The following is a 16,266-nucleotide window of genomic DNA, read 5'->3' on the forward strand; positions in this document are numbered from 1 at the left end:
AGGCTGCTTTATAAGGTTTCAGACGGCCTTCCAGACGGCATTCAGGCTACCTGAAACCTCACCCCGCGCCGCCCTGTTTCGCCTCCAACGCTTCCCACCGTTCCAATTTCTCCAACAGCAGCATTTCAATCTCTTCCGCCCGCGCTTGCAGGCTGCCTGCCTTTTCATAATCCTTAAAGATTTCCGGGTCGGAAAGCTGCGCGTTCAAATCCGCCTGTTCGGCTTCCAGCGCGGCGATTTCGTCGGGCAGGGCGGCGAGTTCGCGCTGTTCTTTGTACGACAGTTTCACGCTGCGGTTGGCTTTGGTTTTTTCTTTTTCAGGCAGCCTTTCGGGCTTGGCGGCGGGGGCGGAGGCAGCCTGCACTTTCTCTTCGCGCGCCTTCGCGTCGATGTAGTCCTGATAGCCGCCGATGTATTCTTTCAGGCTGCCGTTTCCTTCAAATACAATGGATTGCGTAATCACATTGTCCAAAAACATACGGTCGTGGCTGACGAGGAACACCGTGCCGGCGTAATCGCGCAGCAGTTCTTCCAACAGCTCCTGCGTGTCGATGTCCAAATCGTTGGTCGGCTCGTCCAGCACCAGAATGTTGGCGGGGCGGGTGAACAGTTTGGCCAGCAGCAGACGGTTGCGCTCGCCGCCGGAGAGCGACGACACAGGGCTTTGCGCGCGGGCGGGGTGGAACAAAAAGTCTTCCAAATAGCCCATCACATGCCGCTTTTTGCCGCCGATTTCCACATAATCGTTGCCCTGTCCGAGCGTGTAGAACACCGTGTCGTTTTCGTTCAGCGCGCTGCGGAACTGGTCGAAATACGCCACTTCCTGCTTGCTGCCGAGGCGGATTTTGCCGCCGGTAGGCGCGAGTTCGCCCAAAATCAGCTTTAAAAACGTGGTTTTGCCGATGCCGTTCGCGCCGATGAGTCCAATCTTGTCGCCGCGCTGAATCACGGCGGAAAAATCGTTCATAATCATCTTGTTGCCATACGCAAACGAAGCGTGTTCCAGTTCGGCGACGATTTTGCCGCTTTTCTCGCCCGAATCCAGCTTAAACGATACCTGCCCCTGCCGTTCGCGCCGCGCCGCACGCTGTTTCCGCAATTCTTCCAAACGCTTAACCCGCCCTTCGTTGCGTGTGCGCCGCGCCTCGATGCCCTTGCGAATCCACGCCTCTTCCTGCGCGTGGAATTTGTCGAACAGGCGGTTGTGCTCGGCTTCCACGGCCAGTTCCTGCGCCTTTTTCTCGCTGTATTTGGCGAAACTGCCGTCATACGAACGCAGCACGCCCCTGTCCAATTCCACAATGCGGGTGGCGATATTGTCCAAAAAACGGCGGTCGTGGGTGATGACGATGAGGCTACCTGAAAAGTTTTTCAGCAGGTTTTCCAGCCACAAAATCGCGTCAATATCCAAATGGTTGGTCGGCTCGTCCAGCAGCAGGATGTCGGGCTTCTGCACCCACGCCTGCGCCAGCGCGACGCGTTTTTTCTGCCCGCCGGACAAATTGTCGATTTTCTCGTTTTCAGGCAGCCCCAGCTCGCTCACGGTTTGGCTGATGAGCGCGTCGAACTGCCAGCCGTCTTGTGCTTCGATTTGGTTTTGCAGCTCATTCAACTCTTTGATTAAATTATCGTCCTGCCCGTTTTCCAGCGCGCGGCCGATTTCGTGGTAACGCCGCAGCACGTCGCGCAGGCTGCCCAGCCCTTCGGACACAATATCGAACACACTGGCCGCGCCGTCAAAAAAGCTCTCCTGCGGCACATACACGGTTTTCAGCCCGTTTTGCAGGATGAGCTGGCCGTCATCAGGCTTCTGCACGCCCGCCAAAATTTTCAGCAGGCTGGATTTGCCCGCGCCGTTGCGCCCGATGAGCCCGACTTTTTCGCCGGCTGCAAGTTGGAAGGAGGCTTTGTCGAGCAGCGGCACATGGCCGACGGCGAAGGAAAGGTTTTCGGCTTGGAGGATGGTCATGGGATTCCTTGTGTTTGGTGGTTTCAGGCTACCTGAAAATATCTATGCCCATTCGGGGAAATGCCGTTGCAGCTGCTCGGGCGTTAGGCAGGGCGCGGTCAGGCTTTCGTCTTCATCGCAGACGACGGCAATAAAATCGGGCGGCACGATGTTTTGCCGCAGCAAATCATGCGTGGCGCGGCGGCAGGCGCGGGGGAAGCATCGGCAGAAGCGGCCGTATAAACCGTCCCAATCGGCTTCTTGGCGCACGCAGCCTGCACGCTTTGCGCTGCCGCATGGCCCGCCGCGCCGCCGTCAAACATGTATTCCGCCAAATCCGCGCCCGACCAGCGCAGCGACTGCTCCAATTCGGCACGGCTTTCGGCATAGCCGTATTCCTGCCGATATTGCTCCGCCACGCGCGCGAGCAGCTCTTCCGTGCCGACCGACAGCGAGGGGAAATAGAGGTTGGCGTTGTCGCAATAGAAATTGTGGAAAATGGCGGCGTACACGGTTTCGCGCGGGTGCTGCCTGCGGATGCTGTGCACGGTATCCATGATGATTTGATAAGCGGTGTTTTCGATATGCTGCCAATCGGGTTGCGGCATGGGGTGTCCTTTCAGGCTACCTGAAAAGCGGCAACCCGCTTCCGCGGCCACGATTCCGTGGCCCAAACGCGTTCCAATTCTTCGGCGAAACCGTGTTGCGCGGCGTGAGCACGCAGTTGTTGTAGCCAGGTTTGCGGGGCGGTGTCGGCGGCGGCGCGGGTGAAGTATGCCAGGTCTGGCCGCGTGTCGAAGACGTGGACGATGTGCTGGCTGACGGCGTTTAGGGCTTTCGGGTTGCCGCCGGTTTGGCGGGCGGTTTTTTCGTATTGCGACAGGGTGGCGGCCTGTATGCTTTCGCGTTCGGCGGCGGTTTCGCGACTGGGGCGGGCGGTGGCGGCCTGAATCACAATCAGCGGCGGCAGTTGCCCTTCGGCGAGGGCGGCGGCAAGGCGCAGGTGTCCGTCTAAAATCAGCCAGCGGTCGGACAGGGCGGTAATTTCGTATGCCAACACGGGCGGCAGTTGGTGCTGCCGTGCGCGTTTGCGCCAGTATTTTAACCTGCCATCTTCGGCATGGTGGGTTTTCAGGGCGATGAAGCGTTCGGATTCGGAGAAAAAATCGTTGTCCAACGCGTCGAAGCGGCTACCTGAAAACAGCCATTGGCGGTAGTTCTCGCTGGTTTCAGGCTGCCCTAGGGCGGTGTCGTGCCAGCATTCGCCCCATTGCGGCGGCAGGGTTTGGGCGGGGCGGTGGCGGAAGTGCCATTCGCCGATGCCGAGCAGCCCTGCATTGTGCTCGGCGAGTTGTGCGATGAAATATTTGCCCCACAACAGGCCTTGTTCTGCGGCACTTTGGCGGGCGATGTGTTCGTTGATGCGGCTGCATATGTGCCCTATGGGCTGGTATGCCTGCCAGCTTTCGGCGTAGCTGCGGACGAGGTAAACGTCGTATAAATCGTGGCTGTGGAACGACCAGAATACGGGCTCGCCGCGGCAGGTGAGGCTGAGGCTGATGCCGTCGGGGCTGTGGAGTTTCAGGCTGCCTTGCGGCTGCGCGGTGATGCTCAGGGCAAGGCCGTCGGGGTGGGGCTCGGAGCGGCCGCTGTATTGCGCCAATGCGGTGTCGAGCGATTGGTAGTGCATGAGGTTCCTTTTGCAACTGCGGTTGTTTTTTCAGGTAGCCTTCAACTGAAAGGCTACCTGAAAGTCAGGTTTTAATGCAGACCAAGCTGCAACTTTTCAGGCTACCTGAAAATTATCCAAGAATGCCACGTATTCCTCACGCAGGGGCAAATCGAAATTGCGCGTAATGATGCGGCGGGTGGTTTCTGTGGTTTCACCTGTTTGCGGGTTAAAACCCTGTTTGGCAACGGTTTGCCAATATATGCCGAAGCCGCGCTTCTGCCAGGCGGGCAGGTCGTTGAAGTTGATGCTGTGCTCAAACAAAAAATCGTGTTTCTGCTGGCGCGAGAGATGGGCGAGCTTTTCGGCAGCGGCATTGGGCGATATGCCGTGTTTGCGTTGCAGCCAGTAGCAATGGGCATTGAGGGCGTTGCGGTGCGCGTCTTCTTGGCGCCAGGCGAAGTAGTCCCGCACCAATCCCCAATTTGGCAACACGCAAACGCGTGCATCGAAGGTGGCACGGGAGCCTTGTGCGAGAGAAAAGTGCGCGCTGGCTTCGGCGGCGAGCGTGGTGATGATTTTGCGGACTTTACGCTTGAAAGTGTACTCGTCGTGTTGAAACAGCAGGGAGATTTCGTCGCTTTGAGAAAAGCCATACGCGATGTTGAATCCGCAATCGAGCAGGGCGGCAGTCGTGTCGGCCATACGGTCACGGAAGCGGATATCGAACAGGGCTTCAAACTGCCAGATTTCTTTGGTGAGGCGAGTGAAACCGCGCCCGTCGAGGCGGACAACGATGTGGTTTTGTTCGGGAATGCAGAAATCGTAGGCGGTTTCGTATTGGCGCATTCGGGCGTCTAAGTCGTCAAATCTCATGGTTTTCCTTTGGGATAAGTTGGCAGTTGAAGCCGCCGTTCGGGTTGATTTGAACCCGATAAATTTCGGCAAACCCTTCCTCGTATTGCGGCGATTGCAGTTTTTTGAAGGTGGCGCGTACGCCGACCTCGGGAATATTGGCTTTGCCTGTACGCTGTGCATTACGTGCGAGGGCAGCATTCAAATCGCTGTCGAAATAGTAGGCAACAATTTGAAAACGGGCGGCTTGGGCGGGAACAATATAGCGGGCTCTGTCTTCAACGGTGGGATTGGTATTATCAATAACAAGCTTTTGCTTGGCCTGCAAACAGGCATTGAACAGGATTTGCTCGCGATGCCGGGTTTGGAGCATGTCGAGATTCAAGCGGATATGGCTATCGGCAAAGTGTTGTTTGTAGAAAGTGGATTTGCCGGAGGCTTGTGCACCGATAAATAAGATGAGCTGCATATTTTAATGTTTCGTATGTTGTGGCTTGGCCGAATCTGCTTTTTATTTTTCAGGTAGCCTTCCGGCCTGATTTGCGGATTTTCAATTTATGCGGTTTGGCCGCTTTGGGCATCGGCGGCGGTGGAGGATAAAACAGGTGGTATGCGCCGCGCACGCACAAGAATAACAATGCTGCCGCCAGCAGCAGCCCCAGCGTGAGCGCCACGGGGTTGGGCCTGATGCGCCACCATACTACGGCGGCACTGATCCACAAGGCGGAAAACGGCAGATACCAGCAGACCAACACCAGCAGCTTCCACCATAGCGGGGTTTCATCGGGCACGGTTTCGCCGTTGTCCAACGCTTCCTGCCAATCGTCGAAGCGGCGGTGGAACCACATCAGCGGCAGGGCAAACAGCGGCACGGCGATGAGCGAGTCCAGCAGGGCGGCTTTGCGGCCGCGGGCAAAACCGGCGGACTGGTCGGCATAGCGGTAGATTTTCACGCCGTCCACTTCCATTTCATACAGGCGCGAGCCGCTGTATTTCACGCTGGCTTCTTTGCCTGCGTGGGCGTAGGCTCGGTCGCAGCCGTCTCTCAAATCGGCTGCGCAGCTCAGATGCAGCGTTTCGCTGCCGTTGGGGAAGGGGAGGTAATCAAAACTGCTGGTGTGGCGACAGGGGTCGTAGAAGCTTATGCGGTCGAGCAGGCTTTGCTCTTTGCCTGCCTGCGCGGCGCGGCATTCGCGCGATTCGTTGTAGGGCTCGGCGGGCACGATGCCGCGTGCTTCGCGCAATTCGTCGTATGAAGCCGCCGTGCCGCCATAAAAGGCAACGGCCATGCCCATCACCGCAATTATCAGATACATAATCTCCCATGCAAACACGCCGTTTTTGGCACAATCCCCTCCGCGTGAAAAGCGTTTTTCGCCGCGTGCCAGCGCGCGGATGCGCAGATACAGAATCAGCGCGAGCATCAGCAAGATGCTCCAGATTCCGACGTTCACCGGCAAAAACCAACCGATACCGAATGCGGCCACGATATAGAGAAACATCAGGCGGTAGAGCGCATGCGGGGTTTTGGGGATGGGAATAGGCAGGGCAATCACGATAAACCTTCCAATGGCGGACACAGGCTACCTGAAAACGCAGCGCAGCGAAGTTTCTGCGAAGCTAAAAACACTCCGGCACCATTCAAACCCTTCAAGCCGCTGTCCGCACACCATTTTGTGGTAAGATGGGCTGGCAATTTTAACACTTTAGGAGACCGTTATGCTGTGGATAATCATCCTATTGCCTGCCGCGCTCATTGTGGTGGGCGTGATGGTGTACAACCGGCTGGTGATCGCGCAAAACCAATACCGCAACGCCTTCTCCCAAATCGGCGTGCAGCTGCAACGGCGGCACGACTTGATTCCCAACTTGGTGGAAACCACCAAAGGCTACCTGAAACACGAAAGCGACACCTTCACCCAAGTAACCCAAGCGCGCAGCCAGGCCGCCGGCGCACTGGGTAGCGCCCGCCCCGAAAACGCCGAAGCCGTGCGCCAGCTTTCCGCCGCCGAAGCCCAGCTCACCCAAGCCATCCGCAGCCTGATGGTGCAGATAGAGGCCTATCCCGAATTGCAGGCCTCCGCCAATATGCAGCAGCTGGCCGAAGAGATCACCAGCACCGAAAACCGCATCGCCTTCTCCCGCCAGGCCTACAACGACGCCGCTATGCACTACAACACCCTGCGCCAACTCTTCCCGCACGGCCTGATTGCCGCCAACTTCGGCCACCGCCAGCCCGCACAGCTGCTGGAATTCCCCGACCGCGCCAAACACCAAGCGCCGCCCGCCGTGCGCTTCTGATGCGGCCAGGCAAAGCAAAAGGCTACCTGAAAATTTCAGGTAGCCTCATTTATGGCCGGGCAGGCAATCGGGTGATACTCAAAATCGCGCAGGCAATCGGCAGCTTCTTCCTCTAAGCCACAAAAGGCTACCTGAAAACGAACGCAGTGAATTTCGCCAAAACGCAGCGCAGCGAAGTTTCTGCGAAGCTAAAATTTTCAGGTAGCCTTTTGCTTTGCCGGCCTACTCCTGCCCTTGCAGCTTCTCCTGCTGCCGCTTGCGGTAAAGCAGCTGATAGAGCACCGCGCACGCCGCAAACCACAGCGGCATACACATCAGCCCCAGCCGCGTATCCTCATCGCGCGAAAACAACACCAGCACAAACGCCAAGAAAGCCAAACACACCCAAGCCATCGCCACTCCGCCGGGCAGCTTGTAGATGGAGCGCTCGTGCAGCTGCGGGCGCGTTTGGCGATATTTGATATAAGCCAGAAGGATGATCGCCCACACAAAAATAAAGCCGATGCTGGAAAGCGTGGTCACCACCGTAAACATATCCATGATGTTCCCCTCCTGATACAGCAGGAACACCCCTACCAGCAGGAAGGCGCAGGAGTACAGCAGCCCCACCGCCGGCACGCCGTTACGGTTGAGGTGGCCAAACAGGCTCGGCGCCACCTCCGCCTCCGCCAAGCCGTAGAGCATACGCCCAGTGGAAAACATCCCGCCGTTGGCCGAAGAGAGCGCCGAAGTGAGCACCACCAAATTCACCAGCCCGGCGGCAATCGGAATGCCGATTAGCGTAAACATGTTCACAAACGGGCTCTTGGCCGGATCCACCACATCCCACGGCGTCACCACCATAATCGCGCCCAGCGCCAGCACATAAAACACAATCACGCGCACCGGAATGCGGTTGATGGCCTTGGGCAGATTGGTTTCCGGGTCTTCCGCCTCCGCCGCCGCCGTGCCCACCAACTCAATGCCCACAAAGGCAAATACCGCAATCTGGAAAGCCGAGAAAAAGCCGCCGATGCCGTTGGGAAACCAGCCGCCGTGCCGCCACAAATGCGTGATCGAAGCCTGCTCGCCCGAAGTGGGGTCCACAAAGCCGCTTAGCGCCAAAAAGCCGCCCACGCAAATCAGCGCCACAATCGCCACAATCTTAATCAGCGCAAACCAAAACTCCATCTCGCCGAAGAGCTTCACCGTGAGCAGATTCATGCCCGCCATAAACACGATGCACAGCAGCCCCGGCAGCCACAGCGGCACATCCGGCCACCAAAACTGCGTGTAGCCCGTGATGGCGATGATGTCGGCCATGCCGATCACCACCCAGCAAAACCAATAAGTCCAGCCCACAAAAAAGCCGGCCGCCGGGCCCAGCAGATCATGCGTGAAATCGGTGAACGACTTGTATTCGAGATTAGAAAGCAGCAGTTCGCCCATGGCGCGCATGATGAAAAACAGAAAAGCGCCAATCACGATATAGGCCAACACCACCGAAGGCCCGGCCAGATGGATGGTTTTGCCCGAGCCCATAAACAGGCCGGTGCCGATGGCGCCGCCGATGGCGATGAGTTGCAGGTGGCGGTTTTTCAAGTTGCGCTGCAAGCCGTGCTGGTGGTCGTGATTCGTGCTCATGGATGCCTTTCGTGCTGCGGTTTGGCCGGGCGCTTTCCCGCTCCGGATCTTCAAATCAATCGGCCGCCGCACCCTGGCGGCAGACCCGGGACGCAATATAACCCAGCAAGAAGCATGCAGGCAACTGATTTTCATGGGAAATACCCAATCAGGCTACCTGAAAAATCTGCCAGAAGCGTTTTTTGGCAGCGATATTCCCTGTTAAAACGCAACCACGCAAAGAAAAGGCCGACCAGGCAGACTGGTCGGCAGAGATTTCCTATGCTGCAAAAATTACATCAATCTATGCGCTGGAGCAAATCCAGCAGAATGCGCCAGCATTCTTCCACGGTGCTGATTTCCACCTTTTCTTTCGGCGAATGCGCGCCCTTGATGGTGGGGCCGAAGGAAATCATCTCGGTGTGCGGCAGATGTTTCTGCATCAGGCCGCACTCCAGGCCGGCGTGCACCACTTCGATTTGCGGCTGCTCACCGCGCACGGCGGCAAAGGCTTCGGCGGTTTTCTTCAGCAGCACGGAAGACATATGCGGCTCCCAGCCGGTGTAGTCCTGCTCGGTGTGCAGCGCGGCGCCGGCCAGGCGGGCCAGCGAGCCCAGCAGGCGGCACACGTCGTCTTTCGGCCGCTCGCGCAGCGAACGCAGCAGCATGGAGGCGGTGAGCTTGCCGTTTGCCGTGTGCACCACGCTCAAGCAATTAGAAGTGTCCACCACGCCGTCAAACTCTTCGCTCCATTTGAGCACACCGTTGGGAATCACGGCCAGCAGGTCGGCGATGCGGCGGCTGTCGGCATGGCTGGCGGCCTGCCCGCCCTGCCCGGCTGGGGCTACCTGAATGGTGAGGCTGTCGGCAAACTGGCCGAGCTCGTTTTGCGTTTCGGCGCGCACGGTGTCGGCCAGCTGCACCAATTGGTCGGCAAAGGCCTGGGGCAGCACGATTTCGGCTTCGGCTTTGGAGGGGATGACGTTGCGCAATTCGCCGCTGTGGATGGCGGCCAAACGCCAGCCGCTCTCTTCGGGCAGGCGCGCCAGCAGGTCGGCCAGCACCTTGATGGCGTTGCCGTAGCCGCGGTGGATGTCGATGCCGGAGTGGCCACCGTGCATGCCGGCCACTTCAATGCGGAAACGCTGTCCGTCGGCGGCCTGGGTGGCGAAGGGCAGGCTCAAATCGGCATCGCGCCCGCCGGCGCAGCCCACATACACGCAGCCAGCTTCTTCGGTGTCTAAGTTGATGAGATAGCGGCCTTGCAGCCAGTCGCCGCGCATCTTGCGTGCGCCGTCCATGCCGATTTCTTCTTCCAGCGTGAGCAGCACTTCCAAGGGCGGGTGTTCGATATCGTCGGCAAAGGCCACGGCCAGGCCCATGGCGGCGCCGATGCCGTTATCCGCGCCGAGCGTGGTTTGCGTGGCGTGCACCCAGCCGTCGATGATTTGCGGGCGGATGGGGTCGGTGGCGAAATTGTGCGGCGAATCGGGGGTTTTCTGCGCCACCATGTCGATGTGTCCCTGCAAAATCACGCCGGGTTTACCGGCCATGCCTGCGCCCTGCGCCGGCTTGCGGATATAAACGTTGCCTTTTTCGTCTTGCCGCACATCCAGACCTTTCTCCTTGGCGCGGTTCACAATCATTTTGGCCAGCGCGGCTTCCTGATAGGTGGGGTGCGGGATGGCGCAAATATCGGCAAACCACTGCCAAACGGCCTGCGGCTGCAAAGCATGAAGCGGGTGCATACAAATCTCCTTTGATGAAATTGGAAACGGTGGGGCTACCTGAAAACGTGGCGGCCTGAAACCAACCAAACCCAAGCCGGCAGGGTGCGGACATCTGCCGCGCCGGCGTGAAAAAGCGCTTTGAGTTTACCCCCGCGCCCGCAGTGAGGCAAGCACGAAGCCCCGCCGTTTGCCCCGTGCTGCCAAAGCAAAATAGTGAATGACCTCTGATGCGCACCCCGCATACTGGCTACCTGAAAGCGCCAGCTTCAGCGAAGCTAAAACGTGAGCTTCAGCGAAACTAAACGCCGGCTTCAGCGCAATAGAAACGAAGCCTGCACGAAATGAAATCCACATTTCCACCCAGTCAAAACACAAGCCTCCATTTTTCAGGTAGCCTCTTCCCCGCATAAAGGCTACCTGAAAAACCAAGGCTGAGTTTCTGCGAAGCTAAAAATCACATTCCGCCTTCCACCCCTGCACCGCCGCCGCATTTCAGCCGCGCCAACGCCCGCCGTTGGCTTGCCCGCCCCGTTTTCCATTACAATACCGCCCAAGTCCCTTGCCCACAGCCCAGCCATGCGCACCCTCGCCTTCTTCCTCTTCCGCCGCCTCGCCGCCCTGCCCCTCTCCGTGCTGCACTGCCTCGCCAACTTCGCCGGCAGCCTGCTCTACCATTTCGCCCGCGCCGACCGCGAACGCATCCGCAACCACCTGCACACCGCCGGCCTGCCCGCCGATGCCGAGCACGTCCGCGCCGTGTTTCGCGAAACCGCCAAAGGCGCGCTCGAACTGCCACTCGCCTTCTTCCGCTCCCCCGAGCAAGTGGCCGCCCTATTCGCCGAAACCCACGGCTGGGAGCACATCCAAGCCGCCCTCGATGCCGGCGAAGGCCTGCTGCTCATCACCCCCCACATCGGCAACTACGACCTCGCCGGCCGCTACATCAGCCACCGCCTGCCCTTCCCCCTCACCGCCATGTATAAGCCGCCAAAAATCAAAATTTTAGACGACATCATGCAGGCCGGCCGCGTGCGCGACAAAGGCCGCACCGCCCCCACCTCCCTGCAAGGCGTGAAGCAAATCATCCAAGCCCTGCGCCAAGGCGAAGCCACCATCGTTTTGCCCGACCACGTGCCTGACGAACACGGCGACGGCGTATGGGCGCCCTTCTTTGGCCGCCCTGCCTACACCATGACCCTCGCCGGCCGCCTCGCCCAAGTGAAAAACGTGCGCCCCCTCTTCTTCGCCGGCATCAGGCTACCTGAAAACCGCGGCTTCGCCCTGCACATCGAGCCCGTGGCCGGCAGCTTCAACGGCAACAAAGCCCACGACGCCGAAATCATCAACCGCAACGTGGAAAGCTGGGTACGCCGCTTCCCCGATCAATACCTCTTCGCCTACAACCGCTACAAACACCCCGCCGGCGCCTCCCTGCCGCCGCAGGAGTAATTAAGCGGCATCACCTCTAGGCAAACCAAAGGCTACCTGAAAACCACCCATCCCGTTTTTCAGGTAGCCTTTATCCGCAGCCATGCCATTTAGAGGCTACCTGAAAATTTGGCTCCAAAGAACTCAATCTTTCTTTGCAAAACATTTTTTTAGCTCCGCAGAAACTCAGCTTGGGCTACGCCCAAACATCGTTTTAACTCCGTTGAAGCCGCACTTTCAGGTAGCCTTTCACTCCCCATCCCGCCGCCAACCAAACCATCGCTTTTTGCTATAATCACACCCTTTGTTTTCCCTCAGATTTTCTCCAGCGCCATGCCCCGTCCCGACTTCTCCCAAACCCTCTCCAAAGACCGCCACTTCCTGCAATCCGCCTTCAAAAACCCCAACAAATACGGCGGCTTGTCCAAAGTCGAAGAAAAATACCGAAAATCGTACGAAATCTTTTTGAAGCGTTTGGCAGCCCTGCCCAAACCCGAATTCGACAACACCCTGCCCGTTCACGAGAAGCTCGAAGAAATCAAAAAAGCCATTGCCGAGAATCAGGTAACGATTATTTGCGGCGAAACCGGTTCAGGCAAAACCACGCAGTTGCCCAAGATTTGTTTGGAACTCGGACGCGGGGCGGCGGGGCTAATCGGGCATACCCAGCCGCGCCGTTTGGCCGCGCGCTCGGTGGCAGAGCGGATTGCCGAAGAGCTGAAATCGGAAATCGGCAGCGCGGTCGGCTATAAAGTGCGCTTTACCGACCACACCTCGCGCGAAGCCAGCGTCAAGCTGATGACCGACGGCATCCTGCTGGCGGAAACCCAGACCGACCGCTACCTCGCCGCCTACGACACGATTATCATCGACGAAGCGCACGAACGCAGCCTGAACATCGACTTCCTCTTGGGCTACCTGAAACAGCTCCTGCCGCGCCGCCCCGACTTGAAAGTCATCATCACATCAGCCACCATAGACGCAGAACGCTTTTCCCAACACTTCAACGGCGCGCCCGTGCTGGAAGTGAGCGGGCGCACCTACCCCGTCGAAATCCTCTACCGCCCGCTGCACGAGAAAAACGAAGACGATGCCGAAATCGAACTGACCGACGCGATTGTCGATGCCGCCGACGAACTGGCGCGATACGGCGAGGGCGACATTCTCGTCTTCCTGCCCGGCGAACGCGAAATCCGCGAAGCCGCCGAAGCCCTGCGCAAATCCACACTGCGCCGCAACGACGAAATCCTGCCCCTGTTCGCCCGCCTGTCGCACGCCGAACAGCACAAAATCTTCCACCCCTCAGGCGCAAAACGCCGCATCGTCTTGGCAACCAACGTCGCCGAAACCTCGCTCACCGTCCCCGGCATCAAATACGTCATCGACACCGGTTTGGCACGCGTCAAACGCTATTCCGCCCGCGCCAAAGTCGAGCAGCTTCATGTAGAAAAAATCTCCCAAGCCGCCGCCCGCCAACGCTCCGGCCGCTGCGGACGCGTCTCTGCAGGCGTGTGTATCCGATTGTTTTCAGAAGAAGATTTCAACAGCCGCACCGAATTCACCGACCCCGAAATCATCCGCAGCAACCTCGCCGCCGTCATCCTGCGCATGGCAGCGTTGAAACTCGGCGACGTGGCGGCATTCCCGTTTTTGGAAATGCCCGATTCTCGGTATATCAATGATGGGTTTCAGGTGTTGTTGGAATTGGGGGCGGTTAACGAACACAACGGACTGACCCGCCTCGGCGAACAAATGGCGCGTCTGCCCATCGACCCGAAAATCGCGCGAATTTTGTTGGCGGCGAAGAAACACGACTGTATGTCGGAAATATTGGTGATTGCGTCCGCGCTGTCGATTCAAGACCCGCGCGAGCGGCCACTGGAAGCGCGCAATGCCGCCGCCAAGGCGCACGAGCGTTTTACCGACAAGCAGTCCGATTTCCTTGCCTATCTAAACATTTGGGACAGCTTCCAGCGCGAGCGCGACAAAGGCTTGTCCAACAAGCAGTTGGTGCAGTGGTGCCGCCAATATTTCCTGTCGCACCTACGGATGCGCGAATGGCGCGAGCTGCACCACCAGCTTGCCCAAACCGCGATTGAAATGGGTTTGACCACTAAGGAAGCCGCTTTCAGACGGCCTCCCGAAGTCAAACAACTGACGTCGTCTGAAAGCCAAGGCGACCAAGACCTGTCCGCCAAACTCAAACAAAAACAACTGGATAAGAAGCAACACCGCGCCCAAGTCCGCGCCGCCAAAGAAGCGGGCTACGAACAAATCCACCGCGCCCTGCTCACCGGTTTGATTGCCAACGTCGGCATGAAATCGCCCGACGGCAACGACTACACCGGCGCGCGCGGCAGCCGCTTCCACCTGTTCCCCGCCTCCACCCTGTTCAAGGCGAAGCCTAAATGGGTGATGGCGGCAGAACTCGTTGAAACGACAAAACTTTATGCCCGCGACGTGGCCGCCATTCAGCCCGAATGGATCGAGCAGGAAGCACCGCACCTCGTCCGCTACCATTATTTCGAGCCGCACTGGGAACAAAAACGCGGCGAAGTCGTCGCCAGCGAGCGGGTTACGCTCTACGGCCTGACCGTCCTGCCGCGCCGCCCCGTGTCCTACGGCAAAATCGCCCCCGAAGAAGCCCGCGAAATCTTTATCCGCAGCGCGCTGGTGGCGCAGGAATGCGATTTGAAAGCGGACTTTTTTGCCCACAACAAAAAACTGATTAAGGAAATTACCGAACTCGAACACAAATCGCGTCGGCAGGACGTATTGGTCGATGACGAAGCCCTGTTTGCGTTTTATAACGAACGGCTGCCCGATTTTTATACGGCGGACGCGGTTTCAGGCAGCCTGCACACCGAAAGCAGCCTGCGCTCAAAAAGGCTACCTGAAAATTCCCAGCAAACTACCCCCTCCCCCGCGGGGGCGGGCTGGGGAGAGGGCAAAACAATTGCCGCACAAACCAACTTTTCCGCAACCTCAGCAAGCCCTCTCCCTAACCCTCTCCCTCAGGAGAGGGAACAGAGTACCGCAGCCTCAACAGTTTCAGGCAGCCTGCACAATGTAGGGTATGTGGCACAAGCCACGCACGCGGATTCCAAAGATACGGACAACCGCGTGCGTGAACCGAGTTCACACACCCTACAAAATGTTTCAGACGACCCCAAACCCAAAAAGCAGCCTGCACCCCCAAAAGGCCGTCTGAAACCCCTCCCCCTCGCCGACATCCGCACCTTCCAAGCCTGGCTCAAAACCGCCGAGCGCGACAACCCGCGCCTGCTGTTCCTCAGCCGCGACGACCTCATGCAGCACGCCGCCGCGCACATTACCGAAGAACAATTCCCCAAACACTGGCAAACCGCAGACGGCAAATTCAAACTCAGCTACCGCTTCGAGCCGCACCACCCGCTCGACGGCGTTACCCTCACCCTGCCGCTCACCGTGCTCAACCGCATCAGCCCCGCCGCCCTCGAATGGCTCGTGCCCGGCATGATACGCGAAAAAATCCAGCTACAAATCAAAGCACTGCCCAAAAAAGTCCGCCGCATCTGCGTGCCCGTGCCCGAATTCATCACCCAATTTCTAAGCCAAAACCCCGACCGCAACGCCCCCATCCTGCCCCAGCTCGCCCAAGCCATCGCCAAAACCGCAGGCGACATCCGCATACTGGAGCAAATCAACCAAGACGAATGGGCCGCGTTCAGACTGCCCGAACACTGCTATTTCAACCTCCGCATCATCGACGACGGCGGGCAAGAATTAGCCATGGGGCGCGATTTAATCCAAATCCAACAACAACTTGGCAAAGCCGCCGCCACCACCTTCCGCGACAACACCCAAGAATTCGAGCGCAACAACGTTACCGCATGGGACATCGGCACCCTGCCCGAATCCATCAAATTCGCCCGCGGCGAACAACAGCTCACCGGCTACCTCGGCCTGCAAAAAGAAAAAGACGGCAGAATCGCCCTGCGCCTGTTCGACACGTCCGCCGCCGCCGAACAAGCCCACAGATTAGGCGTAATCGAACTCATGAAGCTACAACTGAAAGAACAAGTTAAAGACCTGAACAAAGGCATCCAAGGCTTCACCCAAGCCGCCATGCTGCTCAAACACATCAACGCCGACACCCTGCGCGACGACCTCACCCAAGCCGTCTGCGACCGCGCCTTTATCGGCGAAGACGAGCTGCCGCGCAATGAAAAAGCCTTCAAAGAACAAATCAAACGCGCCCGCAGCCGCCTGCCCGCCGTCAAAGAAGCCCTCAGCCGCTACCTGCAGGAAACCGCCGCCGCCTACGCCGAACTCAATGGCAAACTCGGCAAACACCCGCTGACGCACTTATTGCGCCAACGCCTGCAAACCCTGCTCGCCGCAGGCTTCGCCACCCGCACCCCGTGGGCACAATGGCCGCGCCTCCCCATCTACCTCAAAGCCATGACCCTGCGCCTCGAAAAATACAGCAGCAACCCCGCCCGCGACGCAGCCCGCGAAGCCGATATTCAGGAGCTGGAACAAATGTGGCAGGAAAAAACCGACGGCTTGGTGAAACAAGGACTACCCGTTTCAGACGACCTCGCCGCGTTTAAATGGATGATTGAAGAATTGAGGGTATCGCTGTTTGCGCAGGAATTGAAGACACCGTATCCGGTGTCGGTGAAAAGGTTGGGGAAGGTGTGGGAAGGGTTGAAATGAGTGAAGGCTACCTGAAATTTTTCAGGTAGCCT

At 58.4% G+C, this 16,266-nt stretch carries 13 protein-coding genes; 4 read left to right on the forward strand and 9 right to left on the reverse strand.

Annotated features, from left to right (window positions below):
• Positions 1 to 58: 58 nt before the first annotated feature.
• The 6 genes from A7P95_RS07040 to A7P95_RS07065 form a co-directional block, all read right to left on the reverse strand.
• Positions 59 to 1,969: an ATP-binding cassette domain-containing protein gene (locus tag A7P95_RS07040; RefSeq protein WP_067593186.1), complete on the reverse strand. Its 1,911-nt coding sequence runs from the start codon at positions 1,967 to 1,969 to the stop codon at positions 59 to 61.
• A 98-nt stretch (positions 1,970 to 2,067) separates the two neighbouring features.
• The gene (locus A7P95_RS07045; RefSeq protein ID WP_245636587.1) at positions 2,068 to 2,556 is read right to left on the reverse strand and encodes a DUF4303 domain-containing protein; all 489 of its coding nucleotides are present in this window, start codon (positions 2,554 to 2,556) and stop codon (positions 2,068 to 2,070) included.
• 11 nt (positions 2,557 to 2,567) lie between these two features.
• On the reverse strand, positions 2,568 to 3,638 hold the full coding sequence (locus A7P95_RS07050) for a hypothetical protein (protein WP_067593189.1): 1,071 nt from the start codon (positions 3,636 to 3,638) through the stop codon (positions 2,568 to 2,570).
• Between the two features lie 96 nt (positions 3,639 to 3,734).
• Entirely contained in the window at positions 3,735 to 4,493 is a 759-nt protein-coding gene (locus A7P95_RS07055; RefSeq protein ID WP_067593192.1) for a tRNA(His) guanylyltransferase Thg1 family protein, read from the reverse strand.
• A complete protein-coding gene (locus A7P95_RS07060; RefSeq protein ID WP_067593203.1) occupies positions 4,483 to 4,941 on the reverse strand; it encodes an ATP-binding protein in 459 nt (152 codons plus the stop codon). The genes A7P95_RS07055 and A7P95_RS07060 overlap by 11 nt, the downstream gene beginning before the upstream one ends.
• Positions 4,942 to 4,990: 49 nt before the next feature.
• Complete coding sequence (locus A7P95_RS07065; RefSeq protein ID WP_067593206.1) at positions 4,991 to 6,028, reverse strand: hypothetical protein; 1,038 nt, start codon at positions 6,026 to 6,028, stop codon at positions 4,991 to 4,993.
• A gap of 163 nt (positions 6,029 to 6,191) precedes the next feature.
• Between A7P95_RS07065 and A7P95_RS07070 the strand changes: the two genes are divergently transcribed.
• Complete coding sequence (locus A7P95_RS07070) at positions 6,192 to 6,773, forward strand: LemA family protein (RefSeq protein ID WP_067593209.1); 582 nt, start codon at positions 6,192 to 6,194, stop codon at positions 6,771 to 6,773.
• A gap of 222 nt (positions 6,774 to 6,995) precedes the next feature.
• Here A7P95_RS07070 and A7P95_RS07075 read toward each other — a convergent pair whose 3' ends face one another.
• The gene (locus tag A7P95_RS07075; RefSeq protein ID WP_067593212.1) at positions 6,996 to 8,396 is read right to left on the reverse strand and encodes an amino acid permease; all 1,401 of its coding nucleotides are present in this window, start codon (positions 8,394 to 8,396) and stop codon (positions 6,996 to 6,998) included.
• On the opposite strand from A7P95_RS07075, the gene A7P95_RS11680 reads away from it, so the two are divergent.
• Complete coding sequence (locus A7P95_RS11680; protein ID WP_156503538.1) at positions 8,395 to 8,601, forward strand: hypothetical protein; 207 nt, start codon at positions 8,395 to 8,397, stop codon at positions 8,599 to 8,601. The genes A7P95_RS07075 and A7P95_RS11680 overlap by 2 nt on opposite strands.
• 73 nt (positions 8,602 to 8,674) lie before the next feature.
• On the opposite strand, the gene pepD is transcribed toward A7P95_RS11680, so the two are convergent.
• Together pepD and A7P95_RS07085 are read right to left on the reverse strand one after the other, a co-directional pair.
• Positions 8,675 to 10,123 (reverse strand): beta-Ala-His dipeptidase, encoded by a 1,449-nt coding sequence (gene pepD / locus A7P95_RS07080; RefSeq protein WP_067593214.1) that lies wholly within the window; start codon positions 10,121 to 10,123, stop codon positions 8,675 to 8,677.
• Between the two features lie 126 nt (positions 10,124 to 10,249).
• Positions 10,250 to 10,534: a hypothetical protein gene (locus A7P95_RS07085; protein ID WP_156503539.1), complete on the reverse strand. Its 285-nt coding sequence runs from the start codon at positions 10,532 to 10,534 to the stop codon at positions 10,250 to 10,252.
• A gap of 147 nt (positions 10,535 to 10,681) precedes the next feature.
• On the opposite strand from A7P95_RS07085, the gene A7P95_RS07090 reads away from it, so the two are divergent.
• Both A7P95_RS07090 and hrpA read left to right on the forward strand, forming a co-directional pair.
• The gene (locus tag A7P95_RS07090) at positions 10,682 to 11,554 is read left to right on the forward strand and encodes a lysophospholipid acyltransferase family protein (RefSeq protein ID WP_067593221.1); all 873 of its coding nucleotides are present in this window, start codon (positions 10,682 to 10,684) and stop codon (positions 11,552 to 11,554) included.
• A gap of 312 nt (positions 11,555 to 11,866) precedes the next feature.
• A complete protein-coding gene (gene hrpA, locus A7P95_RS07095; RefSeq protein ID WP_082890766.1) occupies positions 11,867 to 16,234 on the forward strand; it encodes an ATP-dependent RNA helicase HrpA in 4,368 nt (1,455 codons plus the stop codon).
• The last annotated feature ends 32 nt before the right edge of the window (positions 16,235 to 16,266 follow it).

The sequence above is a fragment of the Eikenella longinqua genome (assembly GCF_001648355.1).
Classification (GTDB): Bacteria; Pseudomonadota; Gammaproteobacteria; order Burkholderiales; family Neisseriaceae; genus Eikenella; species Eikenella longinqua.

Bases quoted from the DNA above. Each gene is read 5' to 3' on its own strand.
- A7P95_RS07045 (WP_245636587.1), bottom strand. From the start codon at position 2,556: ATGCCGCAACCCGATTGGCAGCATATCGAAAACACCGCTTATCAAATC.
- A7P95_RS07075 (WP_067593212.1), bottom strand. From the start codon at position 8,396: ATGAGCACGAATCACGACCACCAGCACGGCTTGCAGCGCAACTTGAAA.
- A7P95_RS07070 (WP_067593209.1), top strand. From the start codon at position 6,192: ATGCTGTGGATAATCATCCTATTGCCTGCCGCGCTCATTGTGGTGGGC.
- A7P95_RS11680 (WP_156503538.1), top strand. From the start codon at position 8,395: ATGGATGCCTTTCGTGCTGCGGTTTGGCCGGGCGCTTTCCCGCTCCGG.
- A7P95_RS07060 (WP_067593203.1), bottom strand. From the start codon at position 4,941: ATGCAGCTCATCTTATTTATCGGTGCACAAGCCTCCGGCAAATCCACT.
- A7P95_RS07040 (WP_067593186.1), bottom strand. From the start codon at position 1,969: ATGACCATCCTCCAAGCCGAAAACCTTTCCTTCGCCGTCGGCCATGTG.
- hrpA (WP_082890766.1), top strand. From the start codon at position 11,867: ATGCCCCGTCCCGACTTCTCCCAAACCCTCTCCAAAGACCGCCACTTC.
- A7P95_RS07050 (WP_067593189.1), bottom strand. From the start codon at position 3,638: ATGCACTACCAATCGCTCGACACCGCATTGGCGCAATACAGCGGCCGC.
- pepD (WP_067593214.1), bottom strand. From the start codon at position 10,123: ATGCACCCGCTTCATGCTTTGCAGCCGCAGGCCGTTTGGCAGTGGTTT.
- A7P95_RS07055 (WP_067593192.1), bottom strand. From the start codon at position 4,493: ATGAGATTTGACGACTTAGACGCCCGAATGCGCCAATACGAAACCGCC.
- A7P95_RS07090 (WP_067593221.1), top strand. From the start codon at position 10,682: ATGCGCACCCTCGCCTTCTTCCTCTTCCGCCGCCTCGCCGCCCTGCCC.